The sequence below is a fragment of the Plantactinospora sonchi genome (assembly GCF_036422035.1).
In the GTDB taxonomy this organism is placed as follows: Bacteria; Actinomycetota; Actinomycetes; order Mycobacteriales; family Micromonosporaceae; genus Plantactinospora; species Plantactinospora sonchi.
Map to the genome: position 1 here is coordinate 99,022 of NZ_JAZGQK010000015.1, position 21,342 is coordinate 120,363.

20 protein-coding genes and 1 pseudogene are annotated in these 21,342 nt (G+C 71.4%); 16 read left to right on the forward strand and 5 right to left on the reverse strand.

Features of this window, described 5'->3' with window-relative positions; translation table 11 throughout:
* The first annotated feature begins 111 nt into the window (after positions 1–111).
* Both V1633_RS18365 and V1633_RS18370 read left to right on the forward strand, forming a co-directional pair.
* Positions 112–855, forward strand: coding sequence for a TetR/AcrR family transcriptional regulator (locus V1633_RS18365; RefSeq protein ID WP_331215562.1), 744 nt, complete (start codon positions 112–114; stop codon positions 853–855).
* A 97-nt stretch (positions 856–952) separates the two neighbouring features.
* Positions 953–1,483 (forward strand): GNAT family N-acetyltransferase, encoded by a 531-nt coding sequence (locus tag V1633_RS18370; protein ID WP_331215563.1) that lies wholly within the window; start codon positions 953–955, stop codon positions 1,481–1,483.
* A gap of 31 nt (positions 1,484–1,514) precedes the next feature.
* On the opposite strand, the gene V1633_RS18375 is transcribed toward V1633_RS18370, so the two are convergent.
* From V1633_RS18375 to V1633_RS18385, 3 genes are all read right to left on the reverse strand, one after another.
* Entirely contained in the window at positions 1,515–1,892 is a 378-nt protein-coding gene (locus V1633_RS18375; RefSeq protein ID WP_331215564.1) for a VOC family protein, read from the reverse strand.
* Positions 1,893–2,039: 147 nt separating this feature from the next.
* A complete protein-coding gene (locus tag V1633_RS18380; RefSeq protein WP_331215565.1) occupies positions 2,040–2,225 on the reverse strand; it encodes a DUF397 domain-containing protein in 186 nt (61 codons plus the stop codon).
* A complete protein-coding gene (locus tag V1633_RS18385; protein ID WP_331215566.1) occupies positions 2,218–3,087 on the reverse strand; it encodes a helix-turn-helix domain-containing protein in 870 nt (289 codons plus the stop codon). Before V1633_RS18385 ends, V1633_RS18380 begins: the two co-directional genes overlap by 8 nt.
* A 580-nt stretch (positions 3,088–3,667) precedes the next feature.
* Between V1633_RS18385 and V1633_RS18390 the strand changes: the two genes are divergently transcribed.
* Entirely contained in the window at positions 3,668–4,018 is a 351-nt protein-coding gene (locus V1633_RS18390) for a hypothetical protein (RefSeq protein ID WP_331215567.1), read from the forward strand.
* Here the strand turns inward: V1633_RS18390 and V1633_RS18395 are convergent.
* Positions 4,015–4,368: a winged helix-turn-helix transcriptional regulator gene (locus V1633_RS18395; RefSeq protein ID WP_331215568.1), complete on the reverse strand. Its 354-nt coding sequence runs from the start codon at positions 4,366–4,368 to the stop codon at positions 4,015–4,017. The two genes, V1633_RS18390 and V1633_RS18395, sit on opposite strands and share 4 nt — an antisense overlap.
* Between V1633_RS18395 and V1633_RS18400 the strand changes: the two genes are divergently transcribed.
* Positions 4,342–4,803, forward strand: coding sequence for a DUF6194 family protein (locus tag V1633_RS18400; protein WP_331215569.1), 462 nt, complete (start codon positions 4,342–4,344; stop codon positions 4,801–4,803). The genes V1633_RS18395 and V1633_RS18400 overlap by 27 nt on opposite strands.
* 319 nt (positions 4,804–5,122) lie before the next feature.
* Positions 5,123–6,046, forward strand: coding sequence for a hypothetical protein (locus tag V1633_RS18405; RefSeq protein WP_331215570.1), 924 nt, complete (start codon positions 5,123–5,125; stop codon positions 6,044–6,046).
* A gap of 100 nt (positions 6,047–6,146) precedes the next feature.
* Here V1633_RS18405 and V1633_RS18410 read toward each other — a convergent pair whose 3' ends face one another.
* The gene (locus tag V1633_RS18410; RefSeq protein WP_331215571.1) at positions 6,147–6,581 is read right to left on the reverse strand and encodes a VOC family protein; all 435 of its coding nucleotides are present in this window, start codon (positions 6,579–6,581) and stop codon (positions 6,147–6,149) included.
* A 302-nt stretch (positions 6,582–6,883) separates the two neighbouring features.
* On the opposite strand from V1633_RS18410, the gene V1633_RS18415 reads away from it, so the two are divergent.
* The 11 genes and pseudogenes from V1633_RS18415 (at position 6,884) to V1633_RS18470 (ending at position 21,077) form a co-directional block, all read left to right on the forward strand.
* Complete coding sequence (locus tag V1633_RS18415; RefSeq protein WP_331215572.1) at positions 6,884–8,329, forward strand: alpha-amylase; 1,446 nt, start codon at positions 6,884–6,886, stop codon at positions 8,327–8,329.
* Between the two features lie 91 nt (positions 8,330–8,420).
* Positions 8,421–8,942: a hypothetical protein gene (locus V1633_RS18420; protein ID WP_331215573.1), complete on the forward strand. Its 522-nt coding sequence runs from the start codon at positions 8,421–8,423 to the stop codon at positions 8,940–8,942.
* A 110-nt stretch (positions 8,943–9,052) separates the two neighbouring features.
* Positions 9,053–10,762: an ABC transporter ATP-binding protein gene (locus V1633_RS18425; protein WP_331215574.1), complete on the forward strand. Its 1,710-nt coding sequence runs from the start codon at positions 9,053–9,055 to the stop codon at positions 10,760–10,762.
* Positions 10,759–12,559 (forward strand): annotated as a pseudogene (locus V1633_RS37010) (ABC transporter ATP-binding protein). Before V1633_RS18425 ends, V1633_RS37010 begins: the two are co-directional and overlap by 4 nt.
* A 101-nt stretch (positions 12,560–12,660) precedes the next feature.
* Positions 12,661–13,269: an ArsR/SmtB family transcription factor gene (locus V1633_RS18440; RefSeq protein ID WP_331215577.1), complete on the forward strand. Its 609-nt coding sequence runs from the start codon at positions 12,661–12,663 to the stop codon at positions 13,267–13,269.
* On the forward strand, positions 13,259–14,662 hold the full coding sequence (locus V1633_RS18445) for an MFS transporter (protein WP_331215578.1): 1,404 nt from the start codon (positions 13,259–13,261) through the stop codon (positions 14,660–14,662). Before V1633_RS18440 ends, V1633_RS18445 begins: the two co-directional genes overlap by 11 nt.
* Before the next feature lie 177 nt (positions 14,663–14,839).
* A complete protein-coding gene (locus V1633_RS18450) occupies positions 14,840–15,982 on the forward strand; it encodes a sensor histidine kinase (protein WP_331215579.1) in 1,143 nt (380 codons plus the stop codon).
* The gene (locus V1633_RS18455) at positions 15,970–16,680 is read left to right on the forward strand and encodes a response regulator transcription factor (protein WP_331215580.1); all 711 of its coding nucleotides are present in this window, start codon (positions 15,970–15,972) and stop codon (positions 16,678–16,680) included. Before V1633_RS18450 ends, V1633_RS18455 begins: the two co-directional genes overlap by 13 nt.
* Positions 16,681–16,805: 125 nt before the next feature.
* Entirely contained in the window at positions 16,806–17,585 is a 780-nt protein-coding gene (locus tag V1633_RS18460; protein ID WP_331215581.1) for an ABC transporter ATP-binding protein, read from the forward strand.
* The gene (locus V1633_RS18465; RefSeq protein WP_331215582.1) at positions 17,582–20,134 is read left to right on the forward strand and encodes an ABC transporter permease; all 2,553 of its coding nucleotides are present in this window, start codon (positions 17,582–17,584) and stop codon (positions 20,132–20,134) included. Before V1633_RS18460 ends, V1633_RS18465 begins: the two co-directional genes overlap by 4 nt.
* 241 nt (positions 20,135–20,375) lie before the next feature.
* A complete protein-coding gene (locus V1633_RS18470; protein ID WP_331215583.1) occupies positions 20,376–21,077 on the forward strand; it encodes an FG-GAP repeat domain-containing protein in 702 nt (233 codons plus the stop codon).
* The last annotated feature ends 265 nt before the right edge of the window (positions 21,078–21,342 follow it).

The window sequence follows — 21,342 nt, forward strand, 5'->3', positions numbered from 1 at the left end:
ACAGTTGACTCCCCCCGCAATCTGCGTACGTGCTACAGCGTATGAAATACAGAGTCCCTGAGATCTAGAGTGAGCGCAAGACCCGAAGCCGGAGGACGAGGAGAGGTCACCGTGGCGGAACAGCAGCTTCCCCCCGTGGTGGCCCGGATGTGGGGCCGGGAGAACAGCCCGAGACACGGCCCCCGACCCAGCCTCGACCTGGCCGGGATCGTCGCCGCCGCGATCCGCATCGCCGACCGCGACGGCCTTGAGGGGGTGACCATGGGCAGTGTCGCCAACCAGGTCGGGGTGGCGACGATGTCCCTGTACCGCTACGTCGGCAGCAAGGACGAACTGCTGATCATCATGGCGGACGCCGCCACGCCCGAACCGCCGTCGATCGACGGGCGACCCTGGCGTGACTACCTGACCGACTGGACCCGGGCCAACCGCGACTTCCTGCTCGACCGACCCTGGGTGTTGGCGCTCGGCCAGCACACCCCGCCCGCCGGGCCCCGGGCGCTGCGCTGGCTCGACCGCGCGCTCGCCGCGCTCGCCGACACCGGACTCGACCACGGCGCGCGGATCAACATCGCGACCACCCTCACCGGCTACGCCACCCGGCAGGCCGCCCTGGCCCACGCGCTGAACGGCGCGGCGGGCAGGGGCGCCGCCGACCAGATCGGCGGGCTGACCGGGTACGGCGAGATCCTCGGTCAGGTGCTCGACCCGGACCGGTACCCGGAGTTGACCGCGGCGGTACGCGCGAACGCGTTCGGCGCCGAGCCGGAGTGGGTCGACGACGCCGACTTCACCTTCGGGCTCGACCTGCTCCTCGACGGCATCGAGACGCTGATCGCCCGAGGTCGGGGCTGACGCTGTGACCACACAGGTCCGCCGAGGGGCGCGGGCCGGTGGCTAGACCGATCCGTAAGTCTTGATCACTGCCGGGTCTGCTGGTTGGCTGGCCGGCATGACCGAGCTCGGACCCGTCGCCTGGCCACCTGAGCCGATCCGGACCGAGCGGCTCGTGCTCCGGGAGTCCGCAGCCCGGGACCGTCCGGCGTTCGTCGAGCTGCTGGCGTCGCCGGAGGTGCACACCTACCTCGGCGGTCCTCGGCCGCGTGCCGAGCTTGAGCGTGAGATGCCCGGGGTGCCCGAGCGGTGGCCCGGGAGTTTCGTCGTGGAGCTCGACGGAACGATGATCGGCCAGATCCTGCTCAGGAGGGCAACGGGACACCGTCGCCCGGCCGTCGTGGGCAAGGCCGACCTCGGGTACCTGTTCCTGCCCCGGGCGTGGGGATTCGGGTACGCCGCCGAGGCGTGCGCGGCGGCGCTCGACTGGTTCGACGCCGTCCTTCCCGGCGAGCCGGTGGTGCTCACCACCCAGACCGCCAACGTCGGCTCGATGCGCCTCGCGGCGAAGCTGGGGTTCACCGAGGTGGAGCGGTTTCATGCCTGGGACGCCGAGCAGTGGCTCGGCCTACGGTCCCCGGTCAGGTAACGCGAGCGGACGACCGGTACCGGCGCCTGGGCTAGTGGACCCCGAAGCAGAACGGGTGACCGGCCGGACTGGCGAAAACGGCGAACATCTCCTCGCCGTCGGGGTTGTCGGCTGGTCTCCTCGCGTCCTGGAGTCGACGTCCGCCCAGCTCGACGGCGAGCCGACCGGCCTTCTCCAGATCGTCCACGTGTAGGTCGAGGTGCACCTGTTGCTGCTGGGGACCGGTCGGCCAGTCCGGTGCCACATGGTTCGGGGCAAGCTGCACGCCCATGACCCACTCGCCGTCGACCACGATGCTGTGCCAGGCCTCGTCCCGGTGCACCGTGCCGCCGAGGAGGCCGGCCCAGAATCTGCTTTCGGCGTCGATGTCGCTGGCGTCGAACACGATGACCCGCCTGATGATTTTCACGTCAACTCCCGTCCCGCGTCCTCGACGAGCGATCTGAGCGTACGACCGACGTGCCGCGAGGGTGTCCCTTGTCGCCGGGGGCCGCGCGGAACCCGCTCCTTCCACCGCTGCGCGCCATCCCCGACCGCCAGATCCGCGCGACAGAACCTAGCGGACCGAGGTGAGGAACCGCCGCCAGGCGGTCGGGGTGAAGGTCAGGGCCGGCCCCGACGGGTCCTTGCTGTCGCGTACGCCGACAATGCCGGTGAGGTCGTCGGCCACCTCGACACATGCTCCACCGGACCCGTTGCTGCGGCTGCTCTTGCGCCACCTGGCGCCGGTCAGGTCAGTCATCGCTGCACTCCTTGGCGATCGTCGCGATCAGGTCGGCCGAGCGGGAGGAATCCAATGCCATCGCTTCGAGGGCTCTCCATGCCTTAGCGTACGACGCGACCTCCGTCGGCCGGTCCAGGTAGATGGCCCCGGTCAGCGACTCGCTGTAGATGGTGGTCGGCTCCGGGGTGCGCAGCCCGGTGGACGGGAAGTCGAGGATGATGAAGTTCCCGCCGGCCAGCGCCCAGCTTGTCGAGGCGGCCAGCGGCACCACCCGGACGGTCGCCGTTCCGCTGGTCGCCACCGAGTGCAGGTGGGTGAGCTGGCCGGCCATTCCGGGGATGCGGCGGCGTAACGCCACCTCGTCGAGGATGACCTCCAGCTTCGGCGGTGCCGGCTTCTTGCGGCGGAGGATCTGCTGACGCTCCATCCGGACCTCGACCTGACGCTCGATCTCCGATTGCGGCAGGTCGGGTTGGGAGCGGAGCAGGTGGGTGGCGTACTCCCGGGTCTGGAGCAGTCCGGGCACCGTGAACGGTTCCCAGTGCCGGAGACGGGAGGCGGCGGCTTCCAGGCCGACGTACAACTCGAACCAGGCCGGCACGGCGTCGCCGTACGCGTGCCACCAGCCTCTCGCCTTCGTCTGGGTGGAGAGCCCGATCAGCGCCTCGGTCATCTCCTCCGGCACCCCGTACGTCCGGCACAGGGCCAGCACGTCGGCCTTGCGGGCGGCGGCGCTGCCGCTCTCGATCCGGTACATGGTGGTCCGGGAGTACTCCAACTCCTGGGCGGCGGCCTCCAGGGAAAGCCCCGCCTGTTCGCGGGCGATGCGCAGGTGGCGTCCGAGCTGCCGGCGTGGCACTGAAGATCCGCTGTCGGTCATCTGTTCCCCCTGTTTCAAATTGGTACGGAAAACGTTCCATCCTGGAACAGTCCGCCGGTCGCCATTCGGGATAGCGCCCCGTCGATCTGTCATTCCGACCCTAGGTGGTTGTGGTGGCGAACTCCAGTGCTGAGAGTGGGGATCAGCGGTCCTGTTCGGAATCCGAGTGGCACAGACCTGCCGGGCGGGACCTGCCGGGGCCGGTTCCATTTCCCCTCCGTGGAGCCGGCCCCTTCCAGTGGACGTGCAGATGACGAGAAGAGGTTGTCATGCGGAACACCTCCCGATCGCGGCCTGCGGCGCCAACCGCAGGTCACGGCCGAGACTGGCGTCGGCTCTGGTTGTCCTGCCGATGCGGGCGGCGGTGGCCGTGCCCTCGCCGAAACCGGTCGGTAATGCTTACCGGGCGCTTTCCGTCTCCGGCGGCACCAGCGTTACGGCCAGATCCGAATGTTCCTCAGAAGTCGCTTCGGAATCCGTGGCGGAATAGCTGGGCGGGCTGGGACCGGCCCACCCGGGCGGACGGTTACCTCACCCTCGGTCAGCTCCGCCGGGGTCGAATGGCGGACGGAGTCCGGCGATGACGGAAGAGGGGACGGGAAAGGAAACGGGAGAGGAGACCGGAGGTGGCTCCGACGAGCTCCGGCACCTCCCGTTGCGCCCACTCTGGCTCTGCCGCCACGACGGGCAGCCGTGGCCGTGCGGCGCCGCCCGGGCCAACCTCTCCCGGGAGTACGCCCACGACCGGTTGGCGCTCTGCGTCTACCTCGGGCTCTCGCTCGCCGAGGCGTACCTCGACCTGACCCGGCTGCACCCGGACACCGCGCCCGGGCCCGGCGCGCTGACCGACCGTTTCCTCGGCTGGGTCCGCTCCGTCAGGTCGACGGCAATTGGTCGGGACCTCCCTGAGGCGCCCGGGTCCGACCTCTAACCAACCTGCTGGATGGTGGTGCCGGTGCGCGCCGCCCGCCCGGTTCCCCAGTCGTACAGGGCCTGGAGTACGGGTGGCAGGCTGAGCCCCTCCCCGGTGAGCCGGTACTCGACGTGCGGAGGGTTCGTTCCGCGGTCGTGGCGGACGATGAGCCCGTCGGCCTGCAGCTCACGGAGCCGGTCCAGATTCCCAACCCAACCCGACGCGGACCCGGTCCGGTCTCCGCCGACCGGTTGAACCCCCTGGTTGAGGGTTCGCGGCCCGCCTACGTGGTGACGCCGGACAGAACTGTCACAAAGGAGTTCAATGAAACGATTGAAGGTATGAACATCGACGAGCTGACCCGACACATCTGTGACACGTTCGACGGGGTCAACGTCCTGGAGGCGTCCGGCGACCGGTACTTCCTCTACGACCCCGACCGCGACCTTCCCCCGGAACGGCAGCTGCCGTGGGCGACGATCATGACCGCGGACCGGTACGACAGCGTCTCCGAGCTGGACCGGCCCGACACGTACCGGCTCAACCTGGGGCTGACCAAGGCGACGTACGTCGCCCGGTTCGGCCCCCCGCCGACCGGGCGGGACGAGCGCGGTGTGTGGCGGACCGGTGTCGACTACGCCGCCACCGACGTGCTGATGCCGCATCCCGAGTACGCCACCCAGTACTGGGTCTGCGTGGTGAACCCGGGTGCGGCGAGCCTGCCCGAGGTCCGCGAGCTGCTGCATGAGGCGTACGGGTTCGCGGCCCGCAAGTACGCCAACCAGCGGGCCCGACGCGGCTAGTCGATTGCCGGAGACGACGTATTCGCCACCACCCCCACCATTCACCGAATGTTCATCGGTGCACGAAACGCGCTCCGGCAGCGTCGTCGGCGGCCTTTCGCCGGTGTTCGGCGTGTCCGATGTCGTCCCTGCTCACCGTAGGTGTGAATCGGATCGGCGACACGCAGTCGCCGGCGGATGTCGCGCCGGGAATCACCCGTGGACGCTGCCAGACGTCGTCGGCGAGGCGTGAATCGGCATAGTGAGTGGTGGCCGGGAATGGCACCATGAAGACCGCTCGGGCGAATGGCTCATTGTTACGGGGAAATGGAGCAACTGCATGCGTACACCTGTGTCCACTGTGCTGGCCGGGGTGCTGGGCCTGGCCGCCGCGTTGTCGATGGGAGCGCCCGCCGCGCAGGCCGCGCCCGCCCCGTCGACCGCGTCCATCCCGGACCGGCTGGTCCTGGAGCCGACCGAGTTCGGCTACCGGGGTGCCCTGGAGGTCGAGCTGACCCACCAGGGCTCCGAGCCGGGCCGCGCCACCTATGTGATCACCGAGCCGGTTCCGGGTTCGTACCAGAACCTGGAGTGGGGGATGAGCTGCTACAGCGGCGGCGAGGCCCTGCCCGACGGGCGGATCAGGGTCGAGTGCGACGTCCCGGGCGGCGAACTCCAGCCGGGGGAGCAGCGGGCCTTCACGATCGACTTTCAGGTCCTCACCGAGATCAAGTCGTACGCCATGAGCGCCGGGAACGGGCGTCTGGCCGTCAAGGTCGGCGGGGAGGTGGTTGCTGACGAGAGCTTCCGGACCCGGTTCCGCTCGTCCACCGGCTCACTGCGCGATCCCCGGCCGTACGTGCGGGACCAGCAGCCGGAGTCCGGCATCACCGCCGGTGACCTGGCGTTGGTCCGGCAGCCGGACGGCAGCTTCGAGGGACGGCTGCCGCTGACGGTGCGGTACGACAGCGATGCCCCGCACTCGGGGCTCTACGTGATCACGCGGGATCTGCCGACGGGCGTCTACGAGACGCACACCGTGCCGTCGGACGGCTGCGCACACTTCTGCGTACCCGGCGGCCAGTTCATGGAGGGCGAGGCGCGCAGCTTCGACCTCGTTTTCGTAGCACCGGCCGACACCGCCCTCGGCGACCTGGGCGAGGCCGGTATCGAGGTGCAGACCGACGTGTCGTTCCCGGACCCGGACGCCGACCCGTCCGACAATGTCACCACCTTCTCGGTGACCGTGGTCGAGGCCGTCTGACGCCGAGGGCGTGGTCTCGCCAAACCCTGTTCCGTCCACGTCAACCTGGCCGGTCTTCGGCTCGCTGACCAGCGCCTGGCCAGGTTGACGTGGACGGGGGTCAGTCGAGGCAGAACTCGTTGCCCTCGACGTCCTGCATCACCAGGCACGACTCGTTCTCCTCGTCGGCGGTCAGCAGTTGCACGCGGACCGCGCCGAGCGGGACCAGTCGGGCGCATTCGGCCTCAAGCGCGGCCACGCGCTCCTCACCCACGAGCCCGGTAGCGACCCGCACGTCGAGATGCACCCGGTTCTTGACGACCTTGCCCTCGGGGACGCGCTGAAAGTACAGTCGCGGGCCCACACCGGTGGGATCACTGCAGGAGAACGACGCACCCCGCTGCTCGGGCGGCAGCGAGCGGTTGTACTCGTCCCAGCTGGCGAACCCCTCCGGTGGCGGCGGTACGACGTACCCCAACACCTCGCACCAGAACCGGGCGACACGCTCGGGTTCCGCGCAGTCGAAGGTGACCTGGAACTGCTTGACCGACGCCATGGGATCACCATAGAGGCGGGTTCTCCTGTCGGCTGCATGGCCCCGCTCCTGGCGGGCCGTGCAGCCGACCGTTGCCCGTCGCAAGGTCTTGCAGGGGCATCTGCTACTGACTACAGCGAGTCTGCCCGGGTTGACGTGGCGTGGGAGAAGGCAGCTGGCGCCAATCCCCGCCGCTGGCCTTGACATCGATGAAAGTTGCTTGCAAGCATGCTGCAAAGTTTGCGACGCCTTCCGACCCTCTCCGGCAGCTCCGCCATCCACCTCGCGACGAACCGTCCCTTCGCGCGTCAGGAGTCCCGCCCATGCGCCGACGAACCACCGCCTCGCTCGCTCTCGCCGCCTCCCTGGCCGCCACCCTCACCGTCCCGGTCGGCGCCAGCCCACCGGCCACCGCCGCGCCACCCGGCACCAGGGACGTCATCGTCCAGCTCTTCGAGTGGAACTGGCCCTCGGTGGCGGCAGAGTGCCAAAGCTTCCTCGGCCCGCGCGGCTACGGCTACGTACAGGTCTCCCCACCGCAGGAACACATCCGGGGCCAGCAGTGGTGGGTCGCGTACCAGCCGGTCAGCTACCGGATCGAATCCCGCAGGGGCACCCGCGCCCAGTTCCAGGCGATGGTCACCACCTGCCACAACGCCGGCGTCAAGGTGATCGTCGACGCGGTCGTCAACCACATGAGCGCCGTCGGGACCGGCACCGGCTGGGCCGGCGGCGGCTACACGCCGTACACCTACCCGGGCATCTACCAGAGCCAGGACTTCCATCACTGTGGACGGAACGGCAACGACGACATCGCGAACTACCACGACCGGTACGAGGTGCAGAACTGCGAACTCGTCGGGCTGGCCGACCTCGCCACCGGCACCGGGTACGTCCGCGACCGGCTCGCCGCCTACCTCAACGACCTGCTCAGCCTCGGTGTCGACGGGTTCCGGCTGGACGCCAGCAAGCACATGCCGGCCGCCGACATCGGTGCGCTGCGCTCCCGGCTGTCCCGACCGGCGTACCTGGTGCAGGAGGTCATCCACGGCGCCGGTGAGCCGATCCAACCCGGCGAGTACGTCGGCAACGGTGACGTGCACGAGTTCCGCTACGGCAAGGACCTCGGCCGGGTGTTCCGCCGGGAACGACTGGCGTACCTGAACAACCTCGGCGAGCCGTGGGGCTATCTGGGCAGCGGGTCGGCGGTGGTCTTCACCGACAACCACGACACCCAGCGCGACGGTGGCGACGTGCTGACGTACCGGGACAACGGGATCTACGCGCTGGCCAACGCGTTCATGCTCGCCTGGCCGTACGGGTCACCGGCGGTGATGTCCAGTTACGAGTTCGGCAACCGGGACCAGGGGCCGCCGTCGGACGGCAACGGGAAGACGAGCGACACGACCTGCTACAGCAACGGCTGGCGCTGCGAGCACCGGTGGCAGGTGATCGCCAACATGGTCGCCTTCCACAACACGGTGCGGGGCAGCGGGCTGGTCCACTGGTACGACAACGGCAACAACCACATCGCCTTCGGTCGCGACGGCCGGGGTTACCTGACCATCAACGACGAGGACAGCGCGGTCAACGGTCGCTCGTACCGGACGAACCTGCCGGCCGGGCGGTACTGCGACGTGATCCACGGCGACCACACCGGCGGCTCCTGCACCGGACCGGTGATCACCGTCGACGCGGGCGGTTGGTTCCGGGCGGACGTCGCGGCACACGACGCGGTCGCCATCCACCTCGGCGCCCGGATCGGCTGACCGGCGGAACAGTCAACGACGGCCGGGTCCGCGCCTGGAAAGGTCGTCGGCCCGGCCGGCCTGTCGCACCGGACGGGTAGCCTGCCCCGGCATGGGGGACATGCACGAGTTCATGGTGTCGATGGACCTACGGTGCGAGCTGTCGGACGACGAGGTCGCCGAAGTGCGCTGGCATCTCGGCCTCGGGCCGCAGCCGGAACGGCTCACCATCATCACGGAGTTCCCCTCGATCGTCATCGGCGACGACGGTCGGGCGGTCGAGGACGAGCACGGCCAGTGGGTGTTCGAGGACGACCCGCGACCGGTGTGGGAGCTTGTCGAGCCCGGGATCGACAAGATCGGCGGCGCGGCGGTCTCCGCCCTGCACCGACAGGACGACCGGTCCGGCGGACGGTGGGCGTTGACCTGCCGCTGGGCGGTGCATCCGGAGGACCGTGGCGACGTCGCGACACTGTTCGACTGGCTGATCGCCAAGCGCGCCGGCGACGAGCGGTTCTTCGGCTACCTGCGCTGGTACGAGGACGACTGGCCGGACGAGCGGCTGGGCGTCGCCGACGGCGTCCTGACGGTGTACGCGGAAGGACGCGAGCCGCAGCCGTTCCGCCAGGGCTGAGCGCTGCCGTGCCCGGCTCGACGGGAAGCCGTGGGCGGTGCCACCGATCGTTGATCTGAGCTGGAAAAACGGTGGCGATCGTGGCGTTCGGGGCCATACGGTCACGAGCGATGCGCTCCTTACCTGTCCCTGATCCCGGCGTCCCGGACCACCGATCGGCCACCAGGTTCCTGCTCTGGCACGCCGCCCGGATCTGGCCCACCCTCGCCGCCGGGATGGCGCTGGCCGTCGTCAACTACGTCGGCCAGGCGCTGATGCCGGCCGTGCTCGGCAAGGCGATCGACGCCGGACTGGTCGGACGGGACGGCGACGCGCTGCTGCGCTGGGCCCTGGTGCTGCTCGCCGTCGGGGTCGGGCAGGCGGTCGCCGGGATCATCCGACACCGGTTCGCCGTCTACAACTGGCTGGCCGGGGCGTACCGGACCGTGCAGCTCACCGTCGAGAAGGCCAACCAGCTCGGGGCGACCCTGCCGAAACGGCTCGCCACCGGCGAGGTGGTCAGCATCGGCACCGCCGACATCAACCACATCGGCGGGGCGCTGGACATCCTCTCCCGGGGCACCGGCTCGATCTTCGCGATCGGCACCATCATGGCGATCATGCTCAGCACCTCGATCCCGCTCGGGTTGGTGGTGCTGATCGGCGTACCCGCGCTGATGGCGATCGTCGGACTGCTGATCCGGCCGCTGCACCGCCGCCAGGAGACGTACCGCGACCAGCAGGCGACGCTGACCACCCGGGCCAGCGACATCGTCTCCGGGCTGCGGGTGCTGCGCGGCGTCGGCGGCGAGTCGGTGTTCGCGGCCCGCTACCGCGCCGAGTCGCAGACCCTGCGCCGCGACGGCATCCGGGTGGCCCGGGTCGAGGCACTGATGGAGTCGGCGCAGGTGCTGCTCCCCGGCATCTTCCTGGTGCTGGTGACCTGGCTCGGCGCCCGGTTCGCGCTGCGCGGCGAGATCACCGTCGGCCAGCTCGTCTCGTTCTACGGCTACACCGTCTTCCTGGTCGGCCCGCTGCGGACGCTGACCGAGATGATCGACCGGATCGTCCGGGGACACGTCTCGGCCCGCCGGGTGGTCGCGCTGCTGCGGCTGGAGCGGGAGGTCGACGAACCCACCGACCCGGTCACGCTGCCGGACCGCCCCGGCGAGCTGGTCGACATCGAATCCGGGGTCACCGTCCGTCCGGGTCGGCTGACCGCACTGGCCGCCGCGGTACCCGCCGACGCCGTCGCGATCACGGACCGCCTCGGCCGGTACGTCGACAGCGAGGTGACGCTCTGCGGCGTACCGCTGCGGGGGCTGCCGCTGGCGACGGTCCGGCGCCGGATCATGGTGGCCGACAACAACGCACGGCTCTTCTCCGGACCGCTGCGTGTCGAACTGGATCCGCACGACACCGCCGACGAGGCGACCATCGAGGCGGCGTTGGCCGTGGCGAGCGCCACCGACATCGTCGAGGCGCTGCCGGGCGGGCTGGCCGCCGGCCGGGTCGCCGAGCGGGGCCGGGAGTTCTCCGGCGGCCAGCAGCAGCGGCTGCGGCTGGCCCGCGCCCTGGTCGCCGACCCGGAGGCGCTGATCCTGATCGAGCCGACCAGCGCGGTCGACGCGCACACCGAGGCACGGATCGCGCAACGGCTCGGTCCGGCCCGGCGCGGCCGGACCACCCTGGTCTGCACCACCAGTCCACTCGTGCTGGACCGGGCCGACCACGTGGTGTTCATCGAGGACGGCAAGGCCGTCGCCGAGGGGACCCACCGTGAGCTGCTGCGGACCGAACCCCGGTACGCCGCCACGGTGACCCGGGCCGAGGAGGAATGATGGCGGGGGAACAGGGCGTGCTGCCGGTCGCCGACGCGGCCCAGGTGCGACGGTACGCCCGCACACTGTTCCGGCGGCATCCGCGCGGGCTCGCCGCCGTGCTCGGGCTGCACGCGCTGGCCGCGATCACCGGGCTGGCCGCCCCCCGACTCCTCGGTGAGCTGGTCGAGCGGGTGTCGGCCGGCACGACCACGGTCACCGTGGACCGGGTGGCGCTGGCGATCGGCGGGTTCGTGCTGGCCCAGGCGGTGCTGATCCGGTTCGCCCACTTCGCCTCCGCCCGGCTCGGCGAACGGGTCCTCGCCGAACTGCGGGAGGAGTTCGTCGAGCGGATCCTCGCCCTGCCGCTCTCCACGGTGGAGCGTGCCGGCACCGGTGACCTGCTGACCCGGACCACCCGGGACGTCGCCACCCTCTCCCGGTCGGTCCGGTTCGCCGTACCGGAGACGCTGATCGCGATCGTCACCGCCATCCTGGTCGTCGGCGCGATCCTGCTGACCAGCCCGATGCTGCTGCTGCCCGGCCTGGTCTCGGTACCGCTGTTCTGGTTCGCGACCCGCTGGTACCTGCGCCGGGCCGGCCCTGGCTACCTGGCGGAGAGCGCCGCCTACGCGGACATCACCGACGGGATCAGCGAGACGGTGGAAGGCTCGCGGAGCACCGAGGCGCTCGGCCAGCAGCGCCGTCGCCGGGCCCGTACCGACACCGACATCGGCCGGTCGTACGCCGCCGAGCGGTACACGATGTGGCTGCGTACCGTCTTCTTCCCGCTCGCCGAGGTCGGGTACGTGCTGCCGGTCGTGGTGACCCTGCTCTGCGGCGGGTGGTTCTATCTGCAGGGCTGGGTCAGCCTCGGCGAGGTCACCGCCGTCACCCTCTACGTGCAGCAGCTGATGGATCCGATCGACCGGCTGCTCTCCTGGCTGGACGAGGTGCAGGTGGGTGGGGCGTCGTTGGCGCGGCTGCTGGGGGTGTCGTCGGGTTCTCCGGCGTCGGAGGAGGGTCCGGGACCTTCCGGTGGGGAGGGTCGGGCCCCGTCCGTCCGCTCCGTCTCCGCTGGTCGCGTCCGCGTCGCCCCGCGCGTTGGTCGTCCGGGATGTGCGGTACTCCTACCAGGAGGGGCGGGACGTGCTGCACGGGGTGACCCTGGACCTGCGGCCGGGTGAGCGGTTGGCCATGGTCGGCCCGTCCGGGGCGGGCAAGTCGACACTCGGGCGGCTGCTCGCCGGGATCCACCAGCCGAGGGCCGGCTCGGTCACGGTCGGCGGAGTCCCGCTGGCCGAGCTGCCGCTGGACCAGCTCCGCACCGAGGTCGCGCTGGTCACGCAGGAGCACCACGTTTTCATCGGTACGCTCCGCGAAAATCTGACCATGGTGCGGCCCGAGGCGACCGATGTCCAGGTCCGGTCGGCGCTGGCCGCGGTCGACGCGCTCGACTGGGTGGAGGGGCTGGCGACGGTGGTCGGTTCGGCGGGGCATCCGCTCTCCGCCGCCCAGGCCCAGCAGTTGGCGCTGGCCCGGCTGGTGCTGGCCGACCCGCACACCCTGGTGCTGGACGAGGCGACGTCGCTGCTCGACCCCCGGGCCGCCCGGCATCTGGAGCGGTCGCTGGCGGCGGTGCTGCGTGGCCGTACCGTGGTCGCGATCGCGCACCGGCTGCACTCGGCACACGACGCCGACCGGGTGGCGGTGGTCGAGGACGGCCGGATCACCGAGCTGGGGCCACACGCCGAGCTGGTCGCGGCCGGTGGGTCGTACGCCGCGCTGTGGCGTTCCTGGCACGGCGACCCCGCCTGAGCTGACTCCTGAGCGGGCCTGCTGAGCCTGAGCGGGCCTGGTCGGCGGGAGACATCGACACGAGATTGCAAAGAAGTCTTTGCAAGGATATCTTTGCAAACATGTCTAGGGATGAGGTGCGGCTCGATTCGACGTCGCTTCGAGGGCTCGCGCACCCGCTGCGGGTGCGGATGCTCAACCTGCTCCGGGAGGAGGGGCCGGCCACCGCCACGACGCTCGCCCAGCGGCTCCGGCAGTCCACCGGCACTACCAGCTACCACCTGCGGCAACTCGCCCAGTACGGCTTCGTCGCCGAGGAGACGGGTCGCGGTTCCGGCCGGGAGCGCTGGTGGCGGGCGGTGCACCGGGGCACCGTCCTGGAGGGCGACGTCGGGCGGGCCGCCGCGGAGGACACCGAGACCTACATGCGTGCCGTCGGGGCGCTCTACGCCGAGCGGGTCGACCGCTGGCTCAACGAGATCGTCGACGTCCCGGTGGAGTGGCGAGGGAAGTCGACACTCAGTGACTGGCGCTTCCGGCTGACCCCGGACGAAGCCGGTGAGTTGTACGACGCGCTGCACGAGGTGCTCGGCCGGTACCGGCGCGACGACCCGGACACCCCGGCCCCGGCGGACGCCCAGCCGTACGTCGTCCAGGCGCAGCTCATGGCCTTCCTCGGACGGGTGGGTGACGCGGACGCCACTGACGAGGACAGCGGCGATGGACGGTGAGGGCAAGCTGACGCGACGTCGGCGACCGCTGGTCGGGCTGCTCGCCGCCGAGCTGGTGTCGTTGACCGGCAGTCGGATGAGCATGGTCGCGCTGCCCTGGTTCACCCTGGTCAGCACCGGCAGCGCAAGCCGTACCGGCCTGGTGGCGTTCGCCGAGACGCTGCCGTACGTCCTGGTCTGCGCCCTCGGCGGGCCGCTGATCGACCGGATCGGCGCCCGCCGGGCCAGCATCCTCGCCGACCTCGGCAGCGGGGTCGCCGTCGCGGCGGTTCCGCTGCTGCACCTGGCCGGTGGGCTCCACTTCGGCACCCTCGTCGCCCTGGTGGCGGTGGCCGGCCTGCTGCGCGCCTTCGGCGACAACGCGAAGCGGGTGATCTTCCCGGAGACGGTCGAGGCGGCCGGGATGCAGATGACCCGGGCGACCAGCGTGCACGACGGGTTGCAGCGACTCGCCACCCTGCTCGGCGCACCCCTGGCCGGTGTGCTGATCGCCGTACTGGACGCCCCGACCGTGCTGCTCGTCGACGCCGCCACCTTCGTGGCCGGCGCGGGGCTGCTGGCGCTCGCCGTACCGGGGCGGCGGCGCTCGCCGGACGCGGAGCCGGCGGTGGACGCGCCGGAAGAGTCGTACCTGGCCGCGCTCCGGGTCGGGCTGCACTACCTGCGGCGGGAACCGCTGATCCACGGGATCGTGCTGCTGCTGTTCGTCACCAACCTGGCCGACGCCGCGTACAGCGGGATCATCGCACCGGTCTGGGCGACCGAGGTGGTGCGCTCGTCGGTCGCGCTCGGCCTGCTGACCGCGACCTTCGCCACCGGAGCGGTGCTCGGCAACGTGGTCTTCACCGTCGTCGCGCCGAAGGTGCCGAGGCACGCCGTCTTCGCGGTGGGCTTCCTGATCGCCGGTGCGCCCCGGTTCGTCGCGCTCGCCTTCCTCGATCCACTCTGGGCGGTCTACCTGGTGTCGTTCGCGGCCGGGGTGTCGATCGCCGCGATCAACCCGATCCTCGGCGCGGTCAGCTACGAGCGGATCCCCGCGCCGCTGCGTGCCCGGGTACTCGGCCTCACCCAGGCCGCGGCCTGGGCCGGCATCCCGCTCGGCGGGCTGCTCGGCGGCCTCGCCGTGACCGGGCTCGGGTTGACCGGTGCCGCCGTGGCGTTCGGTGCGGCGTACCTGGCGGTGACCCTGCTGCCGTTTGTCATGCCGGTCTGGCGGGAGCTGGACCGGCCGCCACCGGCAACGGCCGAGGACCGTGACGAGCCGTCGGTCGAGGACAGCGACGTGCCGTCGGTCGAGGACAGCGACGAGCCGTCGCAGCCGCGACCGGCGCTGGCCGGCCCGGCCGGACCGGTGCGGCGGACGTCCGGACCAGCGTCCGACCCGGGCACCTAGAGTGGGGCGGTGCGTGCCGACATGACCGGAGGAGATCCCCCGGCGAGAGGATCGGCGTCATCCCGGGAAGCGCCCGCAGCACCAACCCGGCCGGCTGCCACCACCCCCTGGGAGGCGCTGAGCCGCCCGGCGCGACTGCTCTTGACCTCCTGGCCCTGGCGCTCGCTCGGCTATCTGTTGACCTCTCCACTCGTGCCGACGGTCTGGGTCGCCTGCGCCTGGCCGCTGGGCCCGCTCGCCGGGGTGCCGCTCGGCGCCGTCGAGCGCTGGCGGCTGGGCTGGGTCGACCGGGGGGCCCGATTGTCGCCCCACCGTCGTACCGGACGGGTGGGCCCCGGCCGCTGGGCGTCCGTGCGGATCACCGAGCCGGTCACCTGGAAGGAACTCGGCTACGGGCTGCTGCTGCTACCACTGGGCATGGTCGACACCGTACTGGCGATCGTCGTACTCGGAATGCCGGCCGCGATCCTGGTCGCGGCGGTGCGACGGCCGACCGACCCGGCCGACCAGGTCGACGTCCTGCGTCTGCTCGGGGTGGACGGCGGCGAGGTCGGGGACCGCGTCGGTGCGGTCCTGATCGGCCTGCTGTTCCTGGCGGTCGCGTTGTACCTGCTGACGGCGGTGGCGGCCGGGCGCGCCCAGCTGGCCCGGTCGGTCCTGGTCGAACCCTCCGAGGAACAACTCGGCAACCGGCTCCGGCAGGTCGCCCAGTCCCGGTCCCGGATCGCCACCGAATTCGAGCTGGAACGGCGGCGCATCGAGCGGGACCTGCATGACGGGGCACAACAACGGCTCACCGCACTGCTGCTCACCCTCGGGCTGCTCCGGCTGGAACTCGACGGCGCCGAGCCGGCCGCCCGGGACCTCGCGGCCCGGGCCCAGGAGGAGGCCGGCCGCGCCCTCGGTGAGCTGCGGGACCTCGTCCGTGGCATCTACCCGGCGACGCTGCGGGAGGAGGGCCTCGGGCCGGCCCTGCAGGAACTCGCCGACCGGTACCCACTTCCGGTGCGGGCGTCGATCGACCTGCCTCGCCGGCCCGCTCCCGGCGTCGAGTCCACCGTGTACTTCGCGGTCTGCGAGATCCTCGGCAACGCGACGAAACACAGCGGGGCCGCGACGGTCGGGATCGTCGTGCGGTGCGCCCGGTCGACCCTGACGGTCACGGTCACCGACGACGGCCACGGCGGCGTCGACCCGGCGCGGGGCAGCGGACTGCTCGGCGTCGTCGACCGGATCGAGGCGTACGGGGGAACGGTGCTGCTCAGCAGTCCACCCGGCGGGCCGACCACGGTACGGATGGACCTGCCGTGCGAGTGGTGATCGCGGAGGACTCGGTCATCCTGCGGGAGGGCCTGGCCCAGTTGCTGATCCGCTGTGGACACCAGGTCGTCGCCACCGTCGGCGACGCTCCGGGTCTGCTGGCGGCGATCCGTGCGTACGACCCCGACGTCTCGGTCGTCGACGTCCGGATGCCGCCGGGTTTCACCGACGAAGGACTGCTCGCCGCGCTCGAAATGCGGGCCGCCGACCCGACCGCCCGGGTCCTGGTCTTCTCCCAGCACGTCAACCACCGGTACGCCACGGACCTGCTCGGCACCGGCCGGGGCGGAGTCGGCTACCTGCTCAAGGACCGGGTGGGGGACGTCGCCGAATTCGTCCGGGCGCTGGAACACGTTGCCGGCGGCGGCTCCGTGGTTGATCCCGAGGTGGTCCGGGACCTGCTCGGGCAACGCCGCAACAGGTCGGTGCTGGACCGGCTCACCGAGCGCGAACTCGAGGTGCTGTCGTTGATGGCCGAGGGGCGGACGAACACCGCGATCGCCACCGCGTTGACGGTCAGCGGGGCGACGGTCGCGAAACACGTGAACGGGATCTTCGCCAAACTCGACCTCGCCCGTACCGGAGACGACGACCGGCGGGTGCACGCGGTGTTGACGTACCTGCAGGGCCGGGACGGCGGCCCGAACGCCGCACCGACCGGATCCGCGACCGCGTCGCACGGTCGTACGTCGGGGTAACGCTGGCGTTACCGCCGAATCTCACCCCAGCGTGGCTGTCTGGACGTCCGCTCGCTGATGTCATCGACCATGGCCGGCGAACAACCCTCGTCCGGTGACCAGTCGAGTGGGAGGGCCACGGCAGGATGCGCGGCGACGGAAACGGCCCGGGCGGCACCCGGGCTCCTGACGAGGCCACCCCCGTCATCTCGGTACGGCAACTGAGCCGGGCCTACCAGCAGGGCACGACGACGGTCACCGCACTGGCGGACGTCAGCACGGACTTCGCGGCGGGCCGGTTCACCGCCATCATGGGCCCGTCCGGCTCCGGAAAGTCCACCCTGCTGCACTGCCTGGCGGGGCTCGACCGGCCGACCGCCGGCGAGGTGGTGCTCGCCGGCACCGCGCTCTCCCGGCTCTCCGAGACGGCCCGTACCCGGCTGCGCCGGGACCGCCTCGGTTTTGTCTTCCAGGCGTTCAACCTGGTGCCCATCCTGACCGTCGAGGAGAACATCACCCTGGTCGAGCGGCTGGGCGGTCACCGGCTGGACCACGCCTGGCGGGACCGGCTCGTCGCCCTGCTCGGTCTGGCGGACCGGCTCCGGCACCTACCGGCCCAGCTCTCCGGTGGCGAGCAGCAGCGGGTCGCCGTGGCGCGGGCCCTGGTGCACCGGCCCGCCGTGGTGTTCGCCGACGAGCCGACCGGCAGCCTGGACTCCCGTACCGGCGGCGCGGTACTGCGCTTTCTCCGTCAGGCGGTCGACGAGTTCGGTCAGACGGTGGTGATGGTGACGCACGATCCGGCCGCCGCCGCCCAGGCGGACCGGGTGCTGCTGCTGCGCGACGGGTCGATCGTGGCCGACCTGGCCACGCCCACCACCGACGTGCTGCTGTCCCGGCTCGCCGCGCTGGAGGCGGCCGCGTGATCGGGCTCGCCTGGCGCAGCGTGCGCCGTCGATGGTCGACCGTGGCGGCGGCCGTGCTGGCGGTGCTGTCGGGTGCTGCCCTGACCTCCGCGACGCTGCTGCTCGACGGCTCGGCCGAGCACGCGTCGGCGGGGCGGGCGGCGACCGCCTGGACCCTCGGCGGAGCCGACCTGGTCGTCCGGATGCCGTCGCGGGTGACCCGGGAGGACGGGCCGGCGATTCCGTTGCCCGAGCAGCCCCGGCTCCGGCCGGCACAGGTCGACGCGCTGGCCCGGATACCGGGTGTCGCTTCGGTCGCCGTGGAGATGCCGGTGCCGGCGTACCTGGTGACCGCCGACCGGAAGATCGGCGACGCGCGCAAGCGCTCCTGGGGCCACCCGTGGACCACGGCGCTGGCCGAACCGGTCGGCCTGACGACGGGACGCGCCCCGGCCGGCCCGGACGAACTGGTCGTCGACCGGGCGACCGCCACGCTCGCGGGCGCGGCGGTCGGGGACCGGGTCACCGTGCTGACGGGGCGGGGTGGCCAGTCGTTCCGGCTGGTGGGGATCGGCGACTGGCCGGGCTCGACGTACGAGCACGCGCTGTTCTTCACCCCCGGGACCGTGGTCGAGCTGGGCGGACAGCCCTACCTGGCGCTGCTCACCGTGGCCGGTGGAGCCGACCCGGAAGCGCTGGCCGGGCGGGTCCGGCGGGCACTTCCCGGAGTGCAGGTGCTGACCGGGGACGACCGGGCCGGGGTACTCGCGCTGGACCGTCGACAGGCCGAACTCGCCGGCGGGTCGAGCACCTTCGTCGGCATGATGGCGGCCAGCGCGTTGGCCATCGCGGCGCTGGTGATCAGTAGCACGGTGACGGTTTCGGTGCTGCGTCGACGCCGGGAACTGGCGCTGCTGCGTACCGTCGGCGCCACTCCCGGCCGGATCCGGCGGCTGGTGCTGGCCGAGGCCGCGTTCGTCGGTGCGGTCGGCGGGACGCTCGGGGCCGGGCTCGGGATCGGACTGGCCCGGATCGCGATCGACTTCTTCGTCGGCCAGGGACTGCTGCCCCGTACCACCACACTGGTGGTCGGCGCGGTGCCGCTGCTGGTCGGGATCGGCGCCGCCGTACTCGTTGCGGTGCTCGCCGGCACGCTGCCGGCCTGGCGGGCGGCGCGGACCCCGCCGGGGACGGCGATGGTGGCGGTCAGCGCGCCGCCCCGGGCCGGCGGACGGCTCCGGCTGGTCGGCGGCCTGCTCTGTCTGGGTCTGGCGGCCGCCGGCAGCGCCGCCGGCCTGCTCCTGGCCCGCTCCGCCGACCTCGCGGCGTCGCAGGTGGCGGGGGTGCTGTTCCTGACCTCGGCGCCGCTGCTGATCCTCGCCTCGGTGCTCTTCGGACCGGTGCTGCTCGCGGGCTCCCTGATCCTGCTCTCCCCGGTGCTGCGCGGCTGGGCCGGCGGATTCCTGGTCCTCCGGCAGGTCCGGGCCGACCTGTCTCGGGTGGCGGCGGTCGGTGCCCCGCTGGTGTTGATGGTCGGCTTCGCCTGCCTGCTGGTCTTCCAGGACGTGACGACGTTCGAGGCCCGGTCGCGTGGTTACGCCGAGCGGCTCGGCGCGGACCTGGTGATCTCCGGCAGTGAACAGCTCGGTCTGTCGCCTCGGATCGAGGCGGAGGCGGCAGCGGTCCCCGGGGTGGCGGCGGCCTCCGGACTGATCAACACGCGGATCCTGGTGCCCGACGCCGGGTCGGCGTACCGGTCGGTCGAGGCGATGGCGGTACGGCCGGCGACCGTCGCCGAACTCTGGCGCCTGCCGGCGGTCGAGGGCCGCTGGGCCGACTTCGACGACGGCTCGCTGGCGCTCGCCCGGGGCACGGCCCAACGCCCCGGCTGGCGGGTTGGTGAGCAGGTCACGGTGCTGCTGCCGGACGGTACGCCGGTCCGGTCCCGGCTGGCGGTGGTGTACGACGCCGGGCGGTATCCGGTCGGTGCGCTGCTGTCCCGGGCGATGGTCCAGCCGCACCTGGTGGAGTCGTTCGACGCCTCGGTCCAACTCACCGTACGCCCCGACGCCGATCCGGCCGAGGTGGCCGCCCGGTTGGACACGCTCCGGTCGGTGGACCCGGATCTGGTCGTGGCGACCCGGGCCGGACATCTCGCCGCGCTCGCCCGGCAGAGCAGCGGGGACAACTGGATCGTCCATCTCTTTGTCGTGCTGTTCGGCGGGTACGCCGGAGTCGCCGCGATCAACGTGCTGGTCGGTGCGGTGGTGAGCCGGCGTGACCAGTACGCGGTACTCCGGCTTGCCGGAGCCGGCGTCGGACAGGTCGTGGCGGCGGTGCTCGGTGAGGTCCTGGTGATCGTGCTGGGCGGGATCGTGGTCGGCACCGTCGCGGCGGCTCTGCCCCTGGTCGGGTACGGCTACGCGTTCAGCGGCGAGGTCTGGTTTCCGCTGTCCGGCCGTCCGTACCTGCTGATCTGTGGCGCGGCCGTGCTGGTCGGGGTGGTCGGCGCGGTGCTGTCGGCCTGGTCGGTCGCCCGGGTCCGGCCGTCCGGTGCCGATGGTCGTTGACCCGGTGGCCGTTGACCCGTGGCCGTCCCGACCCCGTTTCCGGCCGACCCGGGTGCACCGGGTGTCCGTTGCGCCCACCGGCACCGAATGCCCGGCGCGTCGGCCCTGTCCGGACGCGGCTCCATACACGCCTGGTGGCGGGAAGTATCTGTCACATTACGATCAGCTATCGAGCCCTGACGTTGTGCTGATCCTAGGCTCCAGCCCATAGCCGTCTGTCGACCCAGGGATTGGAGCTCCCATGTGGAAACGACGTCTGGCGGTGCTCGTCAGCGGGGTGCTGATCGGATCGCTGGCAATGGCCGCCCCACCGGCCCAGGCCGGTATCGAGGGAGACCCGATCTGGGGTGACCTGAACGGGGACCGACGGCTCGACCGGGTCGAGCTGGGATCATCGAGTGACCAGCAGCGCTGCGCGGTCCGCGTGCAGTGGAGCGGACCCGGCGCGGTCGAGGAGCACGTCTACACCCCGCCGGGCGCGACGCTGCCGGTCTCACACTGCCCGGGCATGGGCGCGGCCGTCGACCTGGCCGGCGACGGACGTGCGGAACTGGTCCTCGGATCGTTCCACGGCTCGCCGATCGGCGCCGACGGCAGCATCCTGGTGCTCCGCGACTTCGTACCCGAGGTGCTGACCACGGCCAACATCCAGCTCAACGAGATCGGTACGGCGGACTTCAACGGGGACGGGCTCACCGACGTCTTCTGGTGGAGCAACCAGGGCGAGGGCTTCGGCACACGCGTACCGGGCCACGCCCAAGGTGATCAAGGTCAGGGACAACGACGTGGCGAGCCCCGGCGCGGTGCTGACCATCGTCGTCCCGCCCCGGTACGGCTTCCTCAGCACCCTCGATCCGCGCTACGAGGTGGTCTACCAGCGCACCGCGACGCACAAACTGCCGGACACCTTCGTCTACCGGCTGGCTCAGGACGGGCTGGGTGACACCGCGACGGTGACCGAAGATGAAGGACTGACCTGTCCCCGACGTCGACGCCGATGCCGATGCTGCTGCTGTAGCCGGTGTCGGGGCGGCGCGCGGCGGGCGCCGCCCCCTCCGGGGTGTGAGGAAGGGCCCCTTCCTATAGAGCCTGTTTCTGAACCTGGTGTTGGGGTTTGTGGTAGGTCATGTGGGCTTGTCGTCGGCTCATCTGGATGATGGCGGCCCAGTAGACGATGGCTTCGTGGTGGTCGGGTAGGCGTTCGTAGT

Bases quoted from the DNA above. Each gene is read 5' to 3' on its own strand.
- V1633_RS18390 (WP_331215567.1), top strand. From the start codon at position 3,668: ATGACGGAAGAGGGGACGGGAAAGGAAACGGGAGAGGAGACCGGAGGT.
- V1633_RS18460 (WP_331215581.1), top strand. From the start codon at position 16,806: ATGCGCGGCGACGGAAACGGCCCGGGCGGCACCCGGGCTCCTGACGAG.
- V1633_RS18380 (WP_331215565.1), bottom strand. From the start codon at position 2,225: ATGACTGACCTGACCGGCGCCAGGTGGCGCAAGAGCAGCCGCAGCAAC.
- V1633_RS18410 (WP_331215571.1), bottom strand. From the start codon at position 6,581: ATGGCGTCGGTCAAGCAGTTCCAGGTCACCTTCGACTGCGCGGAACCC.
- V1633_RS18405 (WP_331215570.1), top strand. From the start codon at position 5,123: ATGCGTACACCTGTGTCCACTGTGCTGGCCGGGGTGCTGGGCCTGGCC.
- V1633_RS18440 (WP_331215577.1), top strand. From the start codon at position 12,661: ATGTCTAGGGATGAGGTGCGGCTCGATTCGACGTCGCTTCGAGGGCTC.
- V1633_RS18420 (WP_331215573.1), top strand. From the start codon at position 8,421: ATGGGGGACATGCACGAGTTCATGGTGTCGATGGACCTACGGTGCGAG.
- V1633_RS18470 (WP_331215583.1), top strand. From the start codon at position 20,376: ATGTGGAAACGACGTCTGGCGGTGCTCGTCAGCGGGGTGCTGATCGGA.
- V1633_RS18445 (WP_331215578.1), top strand. From the start codon at position 13,259: ATGGACGGTGAGGGCAAGCTGACGCGACGTCGGCGACCGCTGGTCGGG.
- V1633_RS18385 (WP_331215566.1), bottom strand. From the start codon at position 3,087: ATGACCGACAGCGGATCTTCAGTGCCACGCCGGCAGCTCGGACGCCAC.
- V1633_RS18425 (WP_331215574.1), top strand. From the start codon at position 9,053: ATGCGCTCCTTACCTGTCCCTGATCCCGGCGTCCCGGACCACCGATCG.
- V1633_RS18400 (WP_331215569.1), top strand. From the start codon at position 4,342: ATGAACATCGACGAGCTGACCCGACACATCTGTGACACGTTCGACGGG.
- V1633_RS18415 (WP_331215572.1), top strand. From the start codon at position 6,884: ATGCGCCGACGAACCACCGCCTCGCTCGCTCTCGCCGCCTCCCTGGCC.
- V1633_RS18370 (WP_331215563.1), top strand. From the start codon at position 953: ATGACCGAGCTCGGACCCGTCGCCTGGCCACCTGAGCCGATCCGGACC.